Raw genomic sequence first — 16,174 nt, 5'->3', positions numbered from 1 at the left:
CGTCGCCGCGACGCCAGGACTCCTTACTCGTGTGCGCCTCCTGCCCTCCGAGGACGACGGCCAGCGCGACCAGGCGGGCCTTCGCGGGGTTCGCCTCGACCAGCGCTGCGAGGGCGTCGGCGCGGTAGCCGGAGGGGCGCTCGATGCGCAGCAGCGCGTGCGCGAGATCGCTGCCGCCCGTCATCCCGGAGGACACCGCGAACCGGTGGGTGGTGAGGCCGAGAGCGATGATGCGATCCGCGTCCTTGGGGAGGGTCTTGCGGGCGAGGAACGTCGCGATCCACTCGCGGCGCACCTTCTCGGCCGCGTTCCACGCCTTGTTGTTGGCGATGAGCACCTTCCGCTCCGCGGACTTCTCGGCGGCCTCCTCCTCGGTTTCCTCCTCGGTCTGCGGCTGCTCGGGGGCTCCGTAGGCGTAGGTGAATCCGGCGGCGGTGGGATCCTGGACCAGGAGCGTGACCTCGACCTCGCCCCGCCAGCTGGTGCCGATGAGCACTCCGCGGCCGGCAGCGGCGGCGACCTGCTCGGGAGTGACGCTCTTCCCGTCCTCGCCGCGCAGCTGCCGCACCGGCGTCCACGTCGCCTGGTCGCCGTAAGCGTCGGAGCGGGTGAGGATCTGGAAGCCGTTGCCGATGTACTCGGCGGCGGTCGCCGCGAGGAGCGCCTGGTGCGCGGCCTCGTCGCGGAGGGTCTGCGCGGTGTGCTCGAACTGGGCCGGGTCGTGGGTGGCGACCTCGATCAGGTTCGCGCGGGCGTCGGAGTCGTCCTCGAACTCCAACAGCACCGCCGCCTGGTCCAGGGTCAGCTCGTGCTCGTGCAGAACGGACGTGACGGTCGCGGACTCCGCGACCGCAAGGCCCTTCTTCACCGCGTCGGTCTTGGTGCCGGTGCGCTTGGCGATCGCTGCAGCGGACACGCCCTCAAACGCGAGCTGCGCCCACGCGGCGGTGCGGTCCGCGACGCTCAGCTCGGCGCGCTGGTCGTTCTCGATGATCTGCTGAACGATCCGATCCGCGGTTGTCTCGTCGCCCTCCACGACGTAGACCGGGATCGTGGGCACTCCGGCCTCGCGGGCGGCGAGGGTGCGGCGCTGTCCGGCGCGGACGATGACGTTGCCGTGCTCGTCGCGGCGGGCGAGGACCGGGGTGATGACGCCGTTCTCGCGGATCGACGCGATGAAGTCCTTCGTCAGCGGGGCGCTGGTGCGGACGTTCTGCTCGATCACGAGGACGGTCGGGTCGATGTGCTGAACGGTCCCGGTTCCGGTGGTGATAGTCACGATGGTTTCTCCTTGATCGGTGTGCGATCATTGAGGCGACAAGTCCCGTGGTTCTAACCCAACTACGGGGCTTTTGTCGTCTTCCTGATCGTTTTTCTTTGCCTCTCCGGCGGGATGAAATCAATTGAGTGGAGTCGGCGGAGTGACGGCTCTCTCGGGCGAAATAAGCCCGCAGGGCGCGTCCGAGAGAGACGGCACGTAGCCGACGGAGCGAGATAGATTGAAACCGCGGAGAGGTGAAGAAAACGGGTAATCCGGCCGCGTAGCGGCTCCCGCCGGCGGTGCTCCGTCACCGCTGCGCGTGCGCAGCTCGCGCCCCCGGAACGGGGAAGACCGGGGAGTGTGAGGGGGTCGCCCCTCACGGGCCGGCCCGGAAGGCCGGCCCGCGCCGCGCGGCTACCGGTCGGCGGGCTCGGAGCAGTTGGCGCAGTCGCACGGCCCGCTGGGGTTCTCCGTCCGCTCGACGGCCGCGATCTGCGCGGCCTGCTCCGCCGGGGAGAGCGCCTGCCACCCCTCATCCGCGCGCCGGTTCAGCTCGATGCGTGCCGCACGCTCGTCCAGCGTCTCCGGGGTCGGGGTGAGGAAAGCGGCCAGTGCCGCGCCGGTGTCCTGCTTGTCGGCGGGGGTGAGGAACGCGATCAGCGCGGCGGCGTAGGCGGTGCCGTCGTCGGTGACGGGGAATCCGCCCGGAGCTCCTTCGCCGGGAAGAGTGAGCGTGTTGCGGATGTGCGCGAGGATTTCGGCGTCCGTGGCGGTCGCGTCGTCGTCAGACTCGGCGCGGCGGGTGTCGAGGATGAGGGCCAGCTGTTCGGCCGTGGCGCGGCCGGTGTCGGTGCGGGTCATGGTGTGGTCCTCTCAGCGGTTCAGGAACGGGGCGACGCGGCGGATCGCTGCGCGGCGGGCGTGGGCGACGCAGTGACGGAACGAACCGCTGGTGATGCCGTGCAGCTGGTCGGAGTGCCACGCCTCCCAGACGCCGGACGTGCGGCGGGTGACGTGCACCGAGGGCGTCGTCTGGGGGTCGGTGCCCACGACACGGATATCGACCGCGCGGGTGTTGGCAAGGGTGAGGTAGGTCTTCGCGGTGGTCTGCAAGTCGGTGGTGATCTGCATGGTGTGGGTGCTCCCTCTGGCTGATCGTTTTTCTTTGCCTCTCCGGCGGGGAAAACCGTTTGAGTGGAGGCGGCGCAGTGACGCCGATAGCGGGCGAAATAAGCCCGCAGGGCGCGTCCGCTATCGGTGGCACGGAGCCGGTGGAGCGAAATAGGTTGAAACCGCGGAGAGGTGAAGAAAACAGGTGGAACGGGCCGCATCGCGGCCTCCGACCCGCGGTGCTCCGTCGCCGCTGCGCGAGTGCAGCTCGCGCCCCGGAACGGGACACCGGGGAGCGTGAGGGGGTCGCCCCTCACGGGCCGGCGCCGCCGGCCCCACACTCGAGCGGGTCGTGTCAGCGTCGGATGCGACGATGGAGGCATGTGGGAGCTGGCACACCGGACGCGCGCGGAATCGGCATCAACGGTGTTGCGCAGCAACGCGGCGACGAGCGCCGCGGCGATCGCGGAAGTGCGCGCAGCGATCCCGGAGGATCACGTCATCCTCTACGTGCTCCGCATCGAGAACTGAGCGGGCGCTCTACTCCGCGGCGCTGCGTCGGGGTGCGCGCTGGGTGGTTGTGGTGACGACGGCGGTCGCGCGGGTGAGGTTGGGGCCGATGGCGTCGGCTTCGAGGACGCGGCCGGTGCGGCGGTTCTCGCCTTCGCCCCAGGCGACGGTGCGCTCGTAGCCGACGACGATCACGCCGTCTCCCTTGTGGAGGGAGGCGAGCACGTGCTCGCCCAGTTCGAACTTCGCTTCGACGTAGTGCGTGGTCGGGGCGTCGTGCGGGGTCCACTCCCCCGCGCGGTATTCGCCGGTGTTCTCGATGACGCGCAGCTTCACGATCTGCACGCGGCCCGCCTGCACGGCCTCGGGGTCGGCGGCGAGGTTGCCGGTGATGGTCCTGGTGCTCATCTGACGTCTCCTGCTCGTGCGGTTGGTGGGTCCCGTCGACGTCGACGGGTTCTCGTTCGCGGCCGCGGCCGCCGGGGTGTCGGTGGCGGGTGTCTCGATGCCCCAGGACGCCAGAGCGTCGCGGCGGGTGACTTCCACGGGCGGCTCGGACAGCGCTCTGCGCTGTTCGAGCTCGGCGCGCGTGACGGTGAGGGCGGGGACGCGGCGCTCGTCGCCGTAGGCGAGGCGGTAGAGCCGGTCGGCCTCGTTCTCCAGCCAGTCGACTTCGCCTTGCCGGTCGGCCTGTCCGGCGAGGTACCCGGCCCGGTAGTCGTCGCCAGTGACGTTCGGGCCGGTCATGCGGCGTGCTTCTCGATGAGGTCGGGGCGAAAGCCCGACCAGTGGTCCTGGTCGCTCGCGACGACCACGGGGGCGGCGGAGTAGCCCAGCTCCTCCGTGACGTACGCGAGCGCTGCGGGGTTGGTGGTGATGTCGACGGTGGTGTACTCGATGCCCTTCTTCTCGAGCACCCGGTAGGTCATGGTGCACTGCACGCACGACGGCTTCGAGTAGACGGTGAGCATCAGTCGTCCCACCGGTCGCCGCGATGCGGGTCGTGCTCGTCGTTGACCGGGGACCAGGCGTGCAGCTCGGCCCACTTCTCGGCGGCGTCGGTGTGTCCGGCGTGGGTGAGGAGGTCGATGATGCCCGTCGCGCGCCAGCACGGCAGCGTCGGAGCGATCGCTTCCGTGACGGCCGGGTTGGAGAGCGTGGCCGCGAAGGCCGCGACGGCCGCCTGGTAGGTCGCCGCCGGGTCGGGCGTGGTCTGCTGCTGCTCGCTCATCGGTGGGTTCCTTCCGGGGTGTGGGCGTCGCCCTCGTCGTCGTCGCTCGCGTGCTCCGCGATCCACAGGTCCGCGGCCTCATCTCGTCCGAATGCTCGCAGGAGTCCGGCCAGCGCGTCGACCTCGGCGCAGCTGAGTCGCACGGCCAGCTCGTCGGCGGTGTCCCCGTCGGAGAACACGGACGCGAACTCGGCCACCGCGCCCCAGAGGGTCGGCTCCTCGGCCGCGGGGCTGGTGGTGATGGTGTCGGACATGGCGTTTGCTCCTCGGTGGTGGTGCGGGTCAGGATTCGGTGGGGGTGAGGGTGTCCACGAACATGACGCCCTCGGGGCCGGGGATCGTGGCGGTGTGTGCCAGCGCCCACCCGCCCCGTGCCAGACCTGAGAGGTCGACGTCGCGCTCGGCGATCCGGCGCAACTGGCTCTGCATCCCGTCCTCGTTCGCGGCCGGGACGAAGGTGCTGACGGTGGTGATCTGCTGCATGTTCTTCCTCTTCCTCATCGTTTTTTTGCCGTCAAGGCGGTTCTCCGCCTTAGCAACCGGAGGGCGCAGTGCAACCCGCAGGGCGGCGGTGGAGAGAGTTTCGGCGCGATGTGAGGGAGCGCAGCGACCGCGTGCCGAAAGTCTCGGAGGAGCCGGTGGCGCAGCCACTTGAACGGAGCCCGTAGGTAGCTACGACCGCAGCGAAGCGGAGGGAGCCGCCGAAGGCTTCACGGCAAAAAAGGGTGTGAGCCCGTAGGGCGACCAACGGCGGCCGGCGCAGCCGGGCGACCTCTAGGCGGCGCTTCGTCGCCGCTGCACGAGCGCAGCTCGCGCCTCCCGGAACGGGATCCCCGGGGAGCGTGAGGGGCCCGCCCCTCACGGGCTACCTACCTATATAGGTAGGTAGCCCTCGCTCGATCAGCTCGCGGCGGCCGTCTCGGTGGCGGCGGCTCGGGCTGCCTCCACCTCAGCGGCGGTGTGGTGTCCCTGCACGTCGGCGTAGGCGACTTTGTAGGGGCGGGTTCCGTCGTTCCAGTCGAGCGCGACAGTCACGCTCTTGGGGTTCACGCGGGTAACGACGTGCCAGCCGAAGCGGTGCTTGATCATGTCGCCCTTGGCGATCGTGTCGCGGCTGTGGATCGTGACCCGTCCGGCCGCGGCCTGCGCCTCGCGGACGGCGGTCCAGTAGTCGCGCTGGTCTTCGAGCTGCGCGCGCTGGGTGAGCAGCCGCTCCCGGTAGGCGCCCGTCGCGGGGGCGGTCGTCTCGATGTAGCCGCCACCGAAGTTGTGCGAGCTGCCCTCGATCTTCCGCGTGCAGCCGCGAATGTCGGTATCGAGCCGGTCGATGCGGCGGGCCACCATTCCCGGCGCGTAGCGGGATTCGGTGGTCCCGGCGGCGACGTCGGCGCGGGCGCGGGCGCGGGTGGCCTCGCGGTCGGCCTCGACGCTGCGGCCCATCGCGTTGTGGGCCTTCTCGATCGCGTTGCGGTGCCGCGTCTCGGAGTGGTGGCCGATCTTGATCGGCTCGCCACCCTCCGGGAGCCGGTCGAACGCGCGGCGCGCGGCCGCGTCGGCGGTATCGGCGTCCGCGGCGCGGCGCTCGGCCTTCGCGTCGAGCGCGTCGACCCGGGCGGCCTGGCGCTCGATAGTCGCCGCCTCCGCCTCGGCGGTCGAGCGGAACGTCTCTTCGGCTTTGATCGTGACCTCGTGTCCGGCGTCGCGCAGGGCGGTCGCGGCCCGGTTGATGGTCCACCACTTCGGCAGGCGGTCGCGGGACTGCGGGACGTACCAGGCGCCGATGGAGCGGCCCCAGCGCCAGCCGGACGCCTTCAGGATCTCGGCGGTGCCGTCCCCGCGGCTGGTGCCCTCGATGATCGTTCCGGCTTCGGGCGTGTGGGTGATGGTGAGCATGTCGGTTCTCCTTCTCGGTTCGGGGGGGGTCAGTCGTTGTCGCGGTAGTCGGCGGGCGTCTCGCTGCGGTCGTGCAGCGCGTACGCGGCCGGGAACAGGTCGAGCGCTCGCGCGACGTCGACCGGAACGACGACGTAGGCGCCGGAGGCCATGTAGCCGACGCGATCCGCGGGCAGCGCCTCCACGGGCTCGAAGTGCTGCAGCGTCACCCCGGGAAGCCCCGCGCGGCCCTCGCGGGTGACCAGGTGCACGGCCGGGGTCTGCTCGGTCACCGGGTCGCGGCCACCGGCGCCGACGATGACCACCTGACGGGCGGTCCGGCTGATCCCGTCCGCTCCGGGTCCGTGGTACTCGCTCTTGATGACCTCGGTACGGGTGCCGCGCTGCTGGCTCATGGTGTGTCTCCCTCTGGCTGATCGTTTTTCTTTGCCTCTCCGGCGGGGAAGACCGTTTGAGTGGAGGCGGCGGAGTGACGCCGATCACGAGCGATGTGAGGGAGCGCAGCGACCGCGTTCGGGATCGGTGGCACGCAGCCGGTGGAGCGAAATAGGTTGAAACCGCGGAGAGGTGAAGAAAACAGGTGGAACGGGCCGCCGTGGCGGCTTCCAACCTGCGGCGCGCGGCGCCGCTGCGCGAGGGCATCTCGCGCCCCCGGAACGGGCTCGGAAGCGTCTAGGACGCGGGAGGATGGGTACCTGGTAGGCAAGCGGCCGACGACGGGAATCCCATGCACCTGCTCGAGCTGACTATCGGACCGCGCCACTTCTCGCTGCCGGTCGACGTCGATCGCGTCGGGCTCACGCAGCGCCTCGAACAGGCGGCGGCCGCCGGCGGCGCCTTCGTAGAGATCCCGACGTCGCGCGGAACGACCTCAGCGTTCGTGACGCCCGCGACTGCCGTGTTCCTGGACGTCATCGACGCCCCCGACGAGACGGCCGACGGCCTGGACCCGCGGACCTCCTCGATCGACGTCGACCTGGTGGACAGGTTTTCTAAGTGGTGACGACGCCGCTCTAGCGACCGCGGTCGCCGCGGTCCGGCGCTGGCGTCGGTGAGGTGGCCGGGATCGCTCGGTCACCGCGCTCGGGCGCCGTGGTCAGCGCCGTGGTGGAGAAGCTGCGAGAGACGGTCGCCTGAGCCTGCGCGAGGGCGGTGTCGATCAGAGGGCGCCCGAACGCAGTGCGCGACTTGTCGACCTCGACAGTGCGCGGCTGCCCTTCCGCGGGGGTGTTGTAGCGGCGGAATCGCATCACGGTGGAGCCGGTATCGGCCAGCTGCTCGGCGGCGAACTCAGGGAGGGACCGACCTCCCGGGCCGGCATAAACGTTCCTGGCGTACTCGCTGGGCACCCATCGACCGCCGAGCTCGTCGGCGCCGGCGAGGGCGCGTTCGTAGGAGTCCTGCCAGCGGCCGGCGATCCGCGCTTCCGACAGCTCGAACGGCACCTCGACGTCGATCACTTCGACGCTGTAGCCGGCTGCCGCGAACCGCTGCCCCAGCTCGACCGCCTTCTCGGGCGAAGAGAGCACGGTGTCGATCACGACGTTCTGGCCGTCCCGAATGGCCGCGTCGCGGAGTTGGATAGCGAGAATGGAAGACTCTTCGTGCACGAGCGAGGCCAGCTCGAGCGGGAAGAACTTCTCCCCCGCTGCCTCGGCGGCGCGGACCTCGGGCGGCAGGATCGTGCTGTCGTAGGTGCCGTCCTTGATCGCTTCGGTGAGCAGCGCCCGCTTGAACTCGTCGGCGTCGATGGTGAGCCAGGCGTTGCGGTCGGTGCCGAGCACGTCTCGGAGAACGGTCGATTTACCGGCACCAGGCGGGCCGGCAAGGATGATCGCCTTCCGCTCTTGGCGCACGTCAGGGAATTGTGCGCGGTAGTCGGCCACAAAGCGGTCGTGTAGTTGTTGCCGCGCACCACGCGGCTCGTAATCCTGGTCGGCGCCGAGCCGGAACCACTCTCGGTTGTTCACCGTCGCGTGTTCGCTCTTGGGGCTCAGCGGCCCGCCCGCTCGCGCCCATGCACGCACTGTCTCGCGGTGCTTGGCGATCGCTGACGAGTCCTCCCCAGTCACCGACCTTGCTCGCTGTAGCGGTCCAGGATCTCGTCGTATGTGTCGACGTCGATGAGGTGCTCACTCAGAGCGCGTCGCACCTCTGCAAACTCTCCCGCGTCCGCGGTCGTCCAGTCGTAGCCGTCGCTAGCTGACCCCGGACGGTAGGACCAACGGCCGAGCTCATCGATGACCTGCTCCTTCGTCAGCTCCCCCGCGTCGTAGCGCTGAGCAATCTCGTAAGGCGTTGCGCCAGAGAATCCGGGCCGCACGTCCGACACTGCGGCCGCGGACTTCAATGCGCTGTTGACGGAGGGCTGTGAGATTCCAATTTCTTGCGCGAGCTGCCTCTGCGTGGTGTCCTCCGCAGCGCGGCGCAGCGCGCGAAGATATGACACCCGCGTTACGACCTGCAAGCTGCGCAGCTTGCGGATGGTCTCCCCATCGGGCCTCTGAATGATCGACACGGCAACCACCTCCTATAGAACATTCTATCTGAGGAGGCTGGCCGCCGATAGAAGTCAGCGGGCGTGAGCGGTCGCCAGCTCGGCCCAGTGGGTCGTGGCGCGCAGCGAGAGCGCTTCGCGCTTCATCGTCCAGACCGGCCCCTTGCGGATCCCGGCGAGGCCCAGTCCGACCGCGGAGCGGCCGTGGCGTTTCGTCACGGCGTCGATCGTGGCGCCCAGACCCTTGGAGTCGAAAGCCGTATCGAACACGTCGAGGAAGGCGTGGGAGTCCTTCGGCGACAGGTTGGTGAGGATGACGCCGGCCCGCACGTAGCGGGCGCCCTCGCGCAGCCGCGGGCGCAACGTCGCGATCGCGGCCTTGACGATACCCACCGGGTCGTCGGTGGGCACGGGGAAGCCGGCGAGGCCGCCGGCGGACTCGTACGGCGCGTCCGCGAACGGCGACGTCGACGCGAAGACGCTCATCGTCTTCGTCACCGACCCCTGCGCGCGCAGGCGGTGCGCGGCGCGTTGCGCGTAGACGGAGAGCACCTGCTCCATGTCCGCGATCGTCGTCACCGGAGTGGCGAACGAGCGCGAGAAGATCAGCTGATCCCGGACGGTGCGGGCCGCCTCGAGCGGGATGCAGTCGACCCCGCGCAGCTCGTAGACGGAGCGCTGCAGCACCACGGAGAACTTCTTCCGGATCAGCGCCGGGTCGGCATCGCGCAGGTCCCGGATCGTGTGGATGGACAGCTCCGCGAGGCGCTTCCCGGTGCGGCCGGCCACTCCCCACAGCTCAGTGACGTGCTGCGACGCCATGAGCGCGTCGAGCTGATCGGGCGTGTACCAGTCGGTGTCGCAGACCCCGCCGAGGCGCGGGTGCTTCTTCGCTCCGCCCTTGTTGACGAACTTCGCGAGCGTCTTGCTCGGCCCGAACCCGACGCAGACGGGCAGGCCGACGTTCTTGGCGACGGCGGCGCGCATCGCGCGGCCGATCTTCGCCCGCTCCGCCACGTCGCCGTCGACGCCGAGGAAGCTCTCGTCGATCGAGTAGACCTCCTGCCAGGCGGAGTATCGGCCCAGCAGCTCCATCACGCGGGCGGACAGCTCGCCGTACAGCTCGTAGTTGCTCGAGCGGGCGATGACCTCCGGAAGACGGCCGGAGCGGATCAGGGGTTCGATCTTGAACCAGGGGGTGCCGTTCTCGATGCCGAGCTGCTTCACCTCGTCGGAGCGGGCGACCACGCAGCCGTCGTTGTTCGAGAGGACGACAACGGGCCGGCCGGCGAGCTTGGGGTCGAATAGCCGCTCGCAGGAGACGTAGAAGCTGTTCACGTCGACCAGGCCGACGCGCCGCTCAGAGCGCACGGTGCAGCCGGTGGAGACAGACCGTGACGACGCCCCACACCTGGAGGTCACTCAGCTCGGCGACGTGGATCGGCGGGTACTCCGGGTTCTCCGCCCGCAGCACCACTCCCCCGGGGTGCAGCTCGAGGCGCTTGACGGTCAGCTCGCCGTCGAGGATCGCGATGACCACGCTCCCGTGCGTCGGCGTGATCGACCGGTCGACCACGAGCTCGTCGCCGTCGCTGATGCCCGCGCCGGTCATGCTCTCGCCCGAGACGCGGACGATGAACGTCGAGGTCTTGTCCCGGATGAGGTGGTCGTTGAGGTCGAGGGACCCGTCGAAGTAGTCCTGTGCCGGCGACGGGAACCCGGCAGCCACCGCGTCACTGGTGACGAGGAAGGCGACGGCGACGGCGTCCGAGGCCGGAGTCGCGATGCGCTCCACAACGGTCACGCTCATGGTCGGCCCCCTCCTCGTCTCATCGAACATATGTTCGAATGCGTCCGAGTGTAGGTCGGCCCCACCGACACTCGCTCCCAGCCCGCGCACCGAGCGGGATCGGGTGCTCATACCGGGCGAGTCCTACCCAGATACCTATATAGGTATCTGGGTAGTTTGCTAGGTGGATAGATAGCCATATAGGTTTGCGGCATGCAGACAATGATGATCTACAGCGAGAGCGGCGGTGCGACGAAGAGCACCACCGCGGTCTCCCTGGCGATGGTGGCGGCCGAGGAGGGGCGGCGGGTGATCCTGATCGACCTGGATCCGCGTGGCGCGACCACGAAGTGGCTCGACGCGCAGCCCGTCGACGTCGGGCTCGACGTCGGAGCGATCCTGGGTAACGCCGACCCGAGGGGATGGGCGGACGAGCTCGCCGTGCCTTCGCCCTTTCACTCGAACCTTCGAGTGATCCCGTCCGACCGCAGCGTGAGCGCACGCGAAACGGACGATCCCGGAGAAGTCGGGCATCGCTTGGCGGACTCGCTCGAGGATGTGCCTGCGGACCTCGCGATCATCGACTGCCCGAACCGCCAGGGCGGGTCGCTGATCTACAACGCCCTGACGGCGGCGGAGTCAGTGATCTACGCCGCCACGCCCACCGCTGACGGCGTGGACGGATTCATTGGTGCACAGGAGAGTGTGCGCCGCTACAACGACCTCAGCGACCGCGCAGCGGTCGAGGAGGCCGGCATCATCGTTGGCGGCTACAAGGAGACGATCACGCCGCGAGAGGCTACGCACAGCATCGAGCAGATGCGAGAGACGGGGCTTCTCCTGACTCCGCTCGTCCCGCACCGGACCATCGTCGGAGAGGTCCGGTACTCGCACGACTGGTACGGCAACTTCCGCAAGGGCGCACCCGTCGCCGCCGCATACCGTGAACTCGCACGAAAGGTCATCCGATGACGAACGAAGATCGCCCCGCCAGCCTCCCGCGCCGAGCACAGCCGGCGCCCGACCGCAGCGACCCGATCGCGTCCAAGCCTCGTCCGGCTCCGACGCCCGCACCGGCGCCGGTAGCAGCCCCGGTATCGCGGGCGAATGCGGGCACGGCGGCCACGCCGCCGCGGAAGCAGCCCACGGAGGTTCTGCATGTGGACGTCGATGCCGAGCTGTCGTACTACGTCCAAGACCTGCGAGCCGCGACCGGTCGCACTAAGAAGAACATCGTGGAAACGGCCCTGAGCGAGTACCGCGACCGGAACCCGCTCAGCTGAGCCCGAGCCCCTCGAAGATAGCCAGATACCTATATAGGTATCTGGCTATCTTGATTCTCATGCAGAATCTAAATGGCGCTGTTGCACCAGGAGCGAACGGCGGATTCGAATCGCTCTGGATCGGCGTTCCATTCGAGGGCGTGGCCGGCGGGGTCGCTGGCGATCAGCGTCGCATTCACGTGCGCGTTGCTGAACGAACGGGAGTCGCTGAACGGCGTGGTGCGATCACCCCCCGAATGAATCAGGAGCACCGGTATGCGTAGTGGTGCGGCTGCGTCTATCCAGTCGAGTGCTTTGAAGTTGAGAGGAACTGGTGAGCCCAGTAGACGACTGACACCGCGGGCGCCGAGAGCCCATGTGGCGGCCGCAGCGACGACACGGGGGACTCCGGCGTTAGCGGCGCTGAAGAGCACGCTGTTGCGCCAACTGAGGACGGGGGAGACAAGGATCAAGCCTGCGATTCTGGATCGGTGCGACGAGCTCGTGGCGAGGCGCAACGCCATTGAGGCGCCGCTGGACCAGCCGACGAGGACGACCCGGCGCGCTCCCCGCTCGAGAGCGAGCGCGATCGCAGCGTCGACGTCGACCCATTCGGTCTGACCGAGCGTGAACGCATTGAGTGGCGCCGTTGGGCCTTCTCCGTCACCGCGGAAGGAAGGCACCAGTGAGGTGTAGCCGGTGCCTCTGAGTGCATGCACGGAGCGAAAGGCAGCGTCTCGGCCGGACAGACTGCCGTGGATGTGGATCGCCCAAGTGTCTGCGGCGTCTCCTTTGCCGGAAAACAACCAGGCAGGCGCCTGTCCAAGCTCGGTTTCGACGGTCACCTCGCGGGCGTCCGGGTCGAGTTCTCGGGCCGTCGCGAACACATTCCCGATGGGTCGACTCAGGGAGCCGGCCGTGGGGGAGGGGGCATCAGCATTGAGTGTGAGGATGCGTTCGATCCCGTCTGGTCCGCTTCGCAGGATCGGACCGAGGACCGCGTGGCGGGTTTCGTCGTCGTAGAGCAGGCCGAGCTTGCCGTTCTGCTTCGTGATCGGAGTAGGACCGAGGACGATGCGATCGGGCGTCGGAACCGCGACGATCGGTGTTGGGCGGCTGCGCTGCGGTCGGATGACACGGCGCGCAACGGTGGCGACGACCGCGGCTCCGGCGACGCCGACACCAACTGCGGGGATCGCGACCCAGAGTGCGCTCACCGGCTATGCGGCCTTCCGGAAGCCGCCGCCGATCACTCGCGGAGTGAACGCCTGGTCGGGAGCGATGAGCGTGCGGACCCGAGCGACAGCTGCATTCTCGTCAAAGGTGAACGCGCCCTCTCCGCGAACCTCAGCGTTCTTCGTGAGCACGAGGATCTGTTGAGCGTGTGCGATCAATCGCCGGTCGCTCAGGTAGGTCGTGAACGGTGGTCGCTCGATGAGGCCGTGTCGGACGGCGGCCTTCGATGCTCGAGCGACGTCGATCCGGCGACGGAGAGGAACGACGATCGCCGTCCACCCGATGCCGAGCATGATGATGAGAAGACCGAGGAAGAACGGTATCTCAGCGGCGTTCCACGCGGAGTAGCGGAAGGCGTCTCCGCCGTAGCCGAAGTGAGAGGCTGTGAGGAAGGCAATCTCGATCAAGCAGCCGATCGTGGTGATGGCGAATCCGGTGATGAAGACGAGCTGAACCCCGCGCCAGTTGCGACGCGCGTTGATGATCGAGGAGACGGATAGCCACACGAGAGTCGCCATGTAGGCCGATCCGTAGAGCCAGACGGCGGTCTGGTCGAGGCGGTCGATGATGAAGTCGACGCTTGTGCGGCCCCGGTTGCCGATCAGCAGGAACGGCACGATGTAGGAGCCGAACATGATCGCCAGGCCCCACCGACTGCCGACGCGGCCTTCGCCGCCGGCGCGCCGTCCGAGCGCTTCGCGGAAGAACCAGAAGGCCGATGCTGCTGCCAGGTCGCGGACGAGGGTGATGACGTTGGTGCCACCCAGTAGCGCGTCATATGTGAAGAAGGGGATGGGGAATCCGTAGGTGGAGAGTGCGACGGCACCGCTCACCGTGGCCCAGAAAGCGGGACGCGCTGCGGGCTTCGCTGCGGCGCGAGGAGCCCGCACAAGCACCAGCGCAATGAGAAGCGCTAGGCAAACCTGTTGGATCATCCGAAATACGTTTCTTCGCTCGTCCGATTGAGTGTCTGGATACGGCGGACCATCGCGAAAGCTACTTCCTCGATGGCAATCTCCGCCTTCGCTTCTGTGCTTTCTGGATCATCTGTCGGGGCACAGAGGTGTGTGGCTCCGTGCCGCCGGCCCGGATGGATCAGCCGCGGGATCTGCTCGCTGAACCAGGCGTCCGGAGCGTAGACGAAGAGGATGTGCGCAAGCTCATGGCACGCGTTCTGGCTCTGGTAGTGGAGCTCGTCGCTCTCTCGGCAGACGACGGTGCCGAACTCGGCTGTGTCGATCCAGAGCCCTGTCACTGATTTGAGGTCAGCGCTGGCGGAGGCGATCAGATAGATCGGCTTGCCGTAGACCTTCTCGACGGACGATTGAAGATCGTCCCACGTCGCGGCGGCCGGAAGTCCGAGCCTGCTCACGAACTCGTCGGCCGCCTGAACGATCGATCCACTGCGGCCTTGGCCACTGCGGCGGAGCATCCGCCACCGGCCGCGACCTCGTTCCGTGGAGTCTGACGGCATCGATGGACTCCGTTCGCCTGGCCGGGAGAAGCTCATCCACTTTAGACGGCATTCCGGGCGCGAGCGGAGCTGCGTGGCCCTACAGGACGGCGCGGCCGGCTATCGACGTAGCTCGGTGACGATTTCGGACACGACGGCGGCGATGCCGCGTAGCTCGTCGGGCTCGATTGTTCCGAGCGATCGGGCGGCGACGCGCTCGATGCCGAGCGAGCGCATGGTGCCGTCGAACCCGAGGCGGGCTTCCACGGCCTCGACCAGCTCGGGGTCGTCTCTGAGCAAGTAGTCGGGGTCGACGTCGAGTGCTTCGGCCACGGCGAAGAGCACTTCGACTCGTGGTGCCGAGGGGAGTTGCCCGGCCATGAGCAGGCCCCATTCCTGGCGATCGATCGAGGCCCCGCTGAGGAGAAGGATCTCGGAAATTCTGGTGCGGGAGGTAGTGGCGTCGAGGCCTCGTGAAGTGAAGACCAGTGAGAGACGACGCGCCAATTCGGCGGGACGTAGAGCGCTGGATTCCTCAGTCGGCATGGATTCGCCGTCTGTGACGTAGCTGACCAGTTCCTTAAAGGCTACTCGGCCCTGAAGCTGCTTCACGAGCGAGTCCAAATCGGCGTTCGTGGCGTGCGCGAGCGCGAGAAGAACAGGGACAGGCATGTCCCGTTCTCCCTTGATGTACCGAAGGACGGTCCGGTAGGGCAGGCCGGCTCGCTCAGCCGCGGCCTTCACGTTGAAACCGGCGTCGTAGATGGCGCTCTTGACGGCCTCGCCTATGACGGCATTGACGTTCGTTGAGTCCACCTCCACACCACGATTCTAGGTCGGCGGCTACCGACGTGCCGTCAGTGTAGACAGTCAGTGTCCCATTTGGGCATCTACGAGTGTCCAAACGGGCAGTTTGGGACTAGATTGTGATGAAGGCAACGAGGGGAACCAACGACATGAAGCACACGAAGCACACCGGCACCGGCCTCTGCGCCGCGATGGCCGCTGCGGCTGTGCTCGCATTGGCAGGGTGCTCGGGCGCTGCTCCCGAAACAGCACGAACTGCACCGACGCCGACCGCCCAGATCCCTTCTGCATCGGGCTCGACTGCGGCCAGCACGGCTGAGGCGACGCTGACTGCGGCCGCCGCTCCGGTCGACTCTGAGCCGGTTCCCGTTCCGGGAGTCGAGAACGACGCGCTTGCCCTCGCGGCCTCGGCAGTGACGGCGTTCTGCCGCCCGACGCTCGACTACGACACCTGGATCGCGGAGCTCTACCCGTTCCTGACTCAGCAAGCGGCGATCGCCTACGAGACGGTCGATCCGATGAACGTGCCCTGCACGTCGTTGACCGGCGATGCTCGGGTCCGGGACGGCGACGGCACGTTCACCATTCGCGTTCTGGTGCCCACCGACGCTGGGGACTACTCGGTCTACGTCCACCGTGCTGTAGAGACGGCGCCCTGGGGCGTCGAGCAGATCACCCCCCTGGCCTCGGAGTAGGCCGGTGCAGAAGGGGGGAATTGGGGTACTGGCGGCGGTTATGGTGCCGATCGTCACCGTGGCGCTACTGCTGTGGGTGCTGTTCTTCGGCGGATCGGCCGCGGCCGCATGCCTACCTGGTGGAGGCCCGGTCAACGTGTCCGCGATCCCGGCGGACGCGAAGGTCGGGGCCTACGGGCACGACCAGCTCGTGAACGCAGCACTGATCGTCAATGCAGGTGCAGCGAAGGGGCTCGGCGCGGACGGGCAGACGCTCGGTGTCCAGACGGCGATCGGGGAGTCCTCGCTGGTGAATATCACCTACGGCGACGGCGCGATCAACCCGGACGGATCGGTCGCTGACTCGATCGGCCTGTTCCAGCAGCAGTCGAGCTGGGGCACCGTCGAGCAGCGCATGGACCCGACGACCTCGGCGGGCTTCTTCTACGAC

The 16,174-nt window shown here is 68.1% G+C and carries 23 protein-coding genes and 1 pseudogene; 6 read left to right on the top strand and 18 right to left on the bottom strand.

Annotated elements, in window-relative coordinates:
• From C5D09_RS16025 to C5D09_RS16015, 3 genes are all read right to left on the bottom strand, one after another.
• A partial coding sequence (locus C5D09_RS16025; RefSeq protein ID WP_104269747.1) for a ParB/RepB/Spo0J family partition protein occupies positions 1 to 1,279 on the bottom strand: 1,279 nt, incomplete at its 3' end.
• A 396-nt stretch (positions 1,280 to 1,675) separates the two neighbouring features.
• A complete protein-coding gene (locus tag C5D09_RS16020) occupies positions 1,676 to 2,122 on the bottom strand; it encodes a hypothetical protein (RefSeq protein WP_104258317.1) in 447 nt (148 codons plus the stop codon).
• A gap of 12 nt (positions 2,123 to 2,134) precedes the next feature.
• Positions 2,135 to 2,392, bottom strand: a complete 258-nt coding sequence (locus C5D09_RS16015; protein ID WP_104234631.1) for a hypothetical protein — start codon at positions 2,390 to 2,392, stop codon at positions 2,135 to 2,137.
• A gap of 360 nt (positions 2,393 to 2,752) precedes the next feature.
• On the opposite strand from C5D09_RS16015, the gene C5D09_RS17625 reads away from it, so the two are divergent.
• Positions 2,753 to 2,902 carry a hypothetical protein gene (locus C5D09_RS17625; protein ID WP_181135070.1) on the top strand — a complete coding sequence of 50 codons (150 nt, stop codon included), beginning with the start codon at positions 2,753 to 2,755 and terminating at the stop codon, positions 2,900 to 2,902.
• 9 nt (positions 2,903 to 2,911) lie between these two features.
• On the opposite strand, the gene C5D09_RS16010 is transcribed toward C5D09_RS17625, so the two are convergent.
• From C5D09_RS16010 to C5D09_RS15980, 7 genes are all read right to left on the bottom strand, one after another.
• Positions 2,912 to 3,628, bottom strand: a complete 717-nt coding sequence (locus C5D09_RS16010) for a single-stranded DNA-binding protein (protein ID WP_104269746.1) — start codon at positions 3,626 to 3,628, stop codon at positions 2,912 to 2,914.
• Positions 3,625 to 3,855: a glutaredoxin-like protein NrdH gene (gene nrdH / locus C5D09_RS16005; RefSeq protein ID WP_056045893.1), complete on the bottom strand. Its 231-nt coding sequence runs from the start codon at positions 3,853 to 3,855 to the stop codon at positions 3,625 to 3,627. The genes C5D09_RS16010 and nrdH overlap by 4 nt, the downstream gene beginning before the upstream one ends.
• Positions 3,852 to 4,112: a hypothetical protein gene (locus C5D09_RS16000; RefSeq protein ID WP_104258231.1), complete on the bottom strand. Its 261-nt coding sequence runs from the start codon at positions 4,110 to 4,112 to the stop codon at positions 3,852 to 3,854. Before C5D09_RS16000 ends, nrdH begins: the two co-directional genes overlap by 4 nt.
• A complete protein-coding gene (locus tag C5D09_RS15995; protein ID WP_104269745.1) occupies positions 4,109 to 4,366 on the bottom strand; it encodes a hypothetical protein in 258 nt (85 codons plus the stop codon). Before C5D09_RS15995 ends, C5D09_RS16000 begins: the two co-directional genes overlap by 4 nt.
• 28 nt (positions 4,367 to 4,394) lie before the next feature.
• The gene (locus C5D09_RS15990; RefSeq protein ID WP_104269744.1) at positions 4,395 to 4,595 is read right to left on the bottom strand and encodes a hypothetical protein; all 201 of its coding nucleotides are present in this window, start codon (positions 4,593 to 4,595) and stop codon (positions 4,395 to 4,397) included.
• Between the two features lie 417 nt (positions 4,596 to 5,012).
• Positions 5,013 to 6,005 carry a DUF3560 domain-containing protein gene (locus C5D09_RS15985; RefSeq protein WP_104234444.1) on the bottom strand — a complete coding sequence of 331 codons (993 nt, stop codon included), beginning with the start codon at positions 6,003 to 6,005 and terminating at the stop codon, positions 5,013 to 5,015.
• Between the two features lie 29 nt (positions 6,006 to 6,034).
• Positions 6,035 to 6,400: a hypothetical protein gene (locus C5D09_RS15980; RefSeq protein WP_104234443.1), complete on the bottom strand. Its 366-nt coding sequence runs from the start codon at positions 6,398 to 6,400 to the stop codon at positions 6,035 to 6,037.
• A 332-nt stretch (positions 6,401 to 6,732) separates the two neighbouring features.
• Between C5D09_RS15980 and C5D09_RS15975 the strand changes: the two genes are divergently transcribed.
• Positions 6,733 to 7,008, top strand: coding sequence for a hypothetical protein (locus tag C5D09_RS15975; protein WP_104234442.1), 276 nt, complete (start codon positions 6,733 to 6,735; stop codon positions 7,006 to 7,008).
• Positions 7,009 to 7,018: 10 nt separating this feature from the next.
• Here the strand turns inward: C5D09_RS15975 and C5D09_RS15970 are convergent, their stop codons facing one another.
• Genes C5D09_RS15970 through C5D09_RS15955 form a run of 4 tightly spaced genes read right to left on the bottom strand, consistent with a single transcriptional unit; the run spans position 7,019 to position 10,312 of the window.
• Positions 7,019 to 8,077 (bottom strand): zeta toxin family protein, encoded by a 1,059-nt coding sequence (locus C5D09_RS15970; protein WP_181028843.1) that lies wholly within the window; start codon positions 8,075 to 8,077, stop codon positions 7,019 to 7,021.
• Positions 8,074 to 8,523 carry a winged helix-turn-helix transcriptional regulator gene (locus tag C5D09_RS15965; protein ID WP_104234441.1) on the bottom strand — a complete coding sequence of 150 codons (450 nt, stop codon included), beginning with the start codon at positions 8,521 to 8,523 and terminating at the stop codon, positions 8,074 to 8,076. Before C5D09_RS15965 ends, C5D09_RS15970 begins: the two co-directional genes overlap by 4 nt.
• Positions 8,524 to 8,577: 54 nt before the next feature.
• Positions 8,578 to 9,873 (bottom strand): Y-family DNA polymerase, encoded by a 1,296-nt coding sequence (locus C5D09_RS15960; RefSeq protein ID WP_104258230.1) that lies wholly within the window; start codon positions 9,871 to 9,873, stop codon positions 8,578 to 8,580.
• Complete coding sequence (locus C5D09_RS15955; RefSeq protein ID WP_104234439.1) at positions 9,863 to 10,312, bottom strand: LexA family transcriptional regulator; 450 nt, start codon at positions 10,310 to 10,312, stop codon at positions 9,863 to 9,865. Before C5D09_RS15955 ends, C5D09_RS15960 begins: the two co-directional genes overlap by 11 nt.
• Before the next feature lie 192 nt (positions 10,313 to 10,504).
• On the opposite strand from C5D09_RS15955, the gene C5D09_RS15950 reads away from it, so the two are divergent.
• Complete coding sequence (locus C5D09_RS15950) at positions 10,505 to 11,263, top strand: ParA family protein (protein ID WP_104234438.1); 759 nt, start codon at positions 10,505 to 10,507, stop codon at positions 11,261 to 11,263.
• Positions 11,260 to 11,574, top strand: coding sequence for a hypothetical protein (locus C5D09_RS17275; RefSeq protein ID WP_146079344.1), 315 nt, complete (start codon positions 11,260 to 11,262; stop codon positions 11,572 to 11,574). Before C5D09_RS15950 ends, C5D09_RS17275 begins: the two co-directional genes overlap by 4 nt.
• 68 nt (positions 11,575 to 11,642) lie before the next feature.
• On the opposite strand, the gene C5D09_RS15945 is transcribed toward C5D09_RS17275, so the two are convergent.
• The 4 genes from C5D09_RS15945 to C5D09_RS15930 all read right to left on the bottom strand — a co-directional run bounded on the left by C5D09_RS15945 (position 11,643) and on the right by C5D09_RS15930 (position 15,064).
• Entirely contained in the window at positions 11,643 to 12,770 is a 1,128-nt protein-coding gene (locus C5D09_RS15945) for a S9 family peptidase (RefSeq protein WP_104234437.1), read from the bottom strand.
• A gap of 3 nt (positions 12,771 to 12,773) precedes the next feature.
• Entirely contained in the window at positions 12,774 to 13,724 is a 951-nt protein-coding gene (locus C5D09_RS15940) for a hypothetical protein (protein WP_104234436.1), read from the bottom strand.
• Positions 13,721 to 14,263, bottom strand: a complete 543-nt coding sequence (locus C5D09_RS15935; protein WP_146079343.1) for a hypothetical protein — start codon at positions 14,261 to 14,263, stop codon at positions 13,721 to 13,723. Before C5D09_RS15935 ends, C5D09_RS15940 begins: the two co-directional genes overlap by 4 nt.
• Before the next feature lie 99 nt (positions 14,264 to 14,362).
• Complete coding sequence (locus C5D09_RS15930) at positions 14,363 to 15,064, bottom strand: helix-turn-helix transcriptional regulator (protein WP_104234434.1); 702 nt, start codon at positions 15,062 to 15,064, stop codon at positions 14,363 to 14,365.
• A gap of 134 nt (positions 15,065 to 15,198) precedes the next feature.
• Between C5D09_RS15930 and C5D09_RS17270 the strand changes: the two genes are divergently transcribed.
• The gene (locus C5D09_RS17270) at positions 15,199 to 15,744 is read left to right on the top strand and encodes a hypothetical protein (RefSeq protein WP_146085662.1); all 546 of its coding nucleotides are present in this window, start codon (positions 15,199 to 15,201) and stop codon (positions 15,742 to 15,744) included.
• A 58-nt stretch (positions 15,745 to 15,802) separates the two neighbouring features.
• Positions 15,803 to 16,174: pseudogene (locus tag C5D09_RS15920) on the top strand (M23 family peptidase); the annotation flags it as partial.

This window comes from Rathayibacter sp. AY1C9 (assembly GCF_002932315.1).
GTDB lineage: Bacteria > Actinomycetota > Actinomycetes > Actinomycetales > Microbacteriaceae > Rathayibacter.
The sequence above is the reverse complement of the archived record's forward strand: the minus strand, read 5'-3'. Positions and strand labels throughout refer to the sequence as shown.

Bases quoted from the DNA above. Each gene is read 5' to 3' on its own strand.
- C5D09_RS16020 (WP_104258317.1), bottom strand. From the start codon at position 2,122: ATGACCCGCACCGACACCGGCCGCGCCACGGCCGAACAGCTGGCCCTC.
- C5D09_RS16015 (WP_104234631.1), bottom strand. From the start codon at position 2,392: ATGCAGATCACCACCGACTTGCAGACCACCGCGAAGACCTACCTCACC.
- C5D09_RS17625 (WP_181135070.1), top strand. From the start codon at position 2,753: ATGTGGGAGCTGGCACACCGGACGCGCGCGGAATCGGCATCAACGGTG.
- C5D09_RS16010 (WP_104269746.1), bottom strand. From the start codon at position 3,628: ATGACCGGCCCGAACGTCACTGGCGACGACTACCGGGCCGGGTACCTC.
- C5D09_RS16000 (WP_104258231.1), bottom strand. From the start codon at position 4,112: ATGAGCGAGCAGCAGCAGACCACGCCCGACCCGGCGGCGACCTACCAG.
- C5D09_RS15995 (WP_104269745.1), bottom strand. From the start codon at position 4,366: ATGTCCGACACCATCACCACCAGCCCCGCGGCCGAGGAGCCGACCCTC.
- C5D09_RS15990 (WP_104269744.1), bottom strand. From the start codon at position 4,595: ATGCAGCAGATCACCACCGTCAGCACCTTCGTCCCGGCCGCGAACGAG.
- C5D09_RS15985 (WP_104234444.1), bottom strand. From the start codon at position 6,005: ATGCTCACCATCACCCACACGCCCGAAGCCGGAACGATCATCGAGGGC.
- C5D09_RS15980 (WP_104234443.1), bottom strand. From the start codon at position 6,400: ATGAGCCAGCAGCGCGGCACCCGTACCGAGGTCATCAAGAGCGAGTAC.
- C5D09_RS15975 (WP_104234442.1), top strand. From the start codon at position 6,733: ATGCACCTGCTCGAGCTGACTATCGGACCGCGCCACTTCTCGCTGCCG.
- C5D09_RS15955 (WP_104234439.1), bottom strand. From the start codon at position 10,312: ATGAGCGTGACCGTTGTGGAGCGCATCGCGACTCCGGCCTCGGACGCC.
- C5D09_RS15950 (WP_104234438.1), top strand. From the start codon at position 10,505: ATGCAGACAATGATGATCTACAGCGAGAGCGGCGGTGCGACGAAGAGC.
- C5D09_RS17275 (WP_146079344.1), top strand. From the start codon at position 11,260: ATGACGAACGAAGATCGCCCCGCCAGCCTCCCGCGCCGAGCACAGCCG.
- C5D09_RS15940 (WP_104234436.1), bottom strand. From the start codon at position 13,724: ATGATCCAACAGGTTTGCCTAGCGCTTCTCATTGCGCTGGTGCTTGTG.
- C5D09_RS15935 (WP_146079343.1), bottom strand. From the start codon at position 14,263: ATGCCGTCAGACTCCACGGAACGAGGTCGCGGCCGGTGGCGGATGCTC.
- C5D09_RS17270 (WP_146085662.1), top strand. From the start codon at position 15,199: ATGAAGCACACGAAGCACACCGGCACCGGCCTCTGCGCCGCGATGGCC.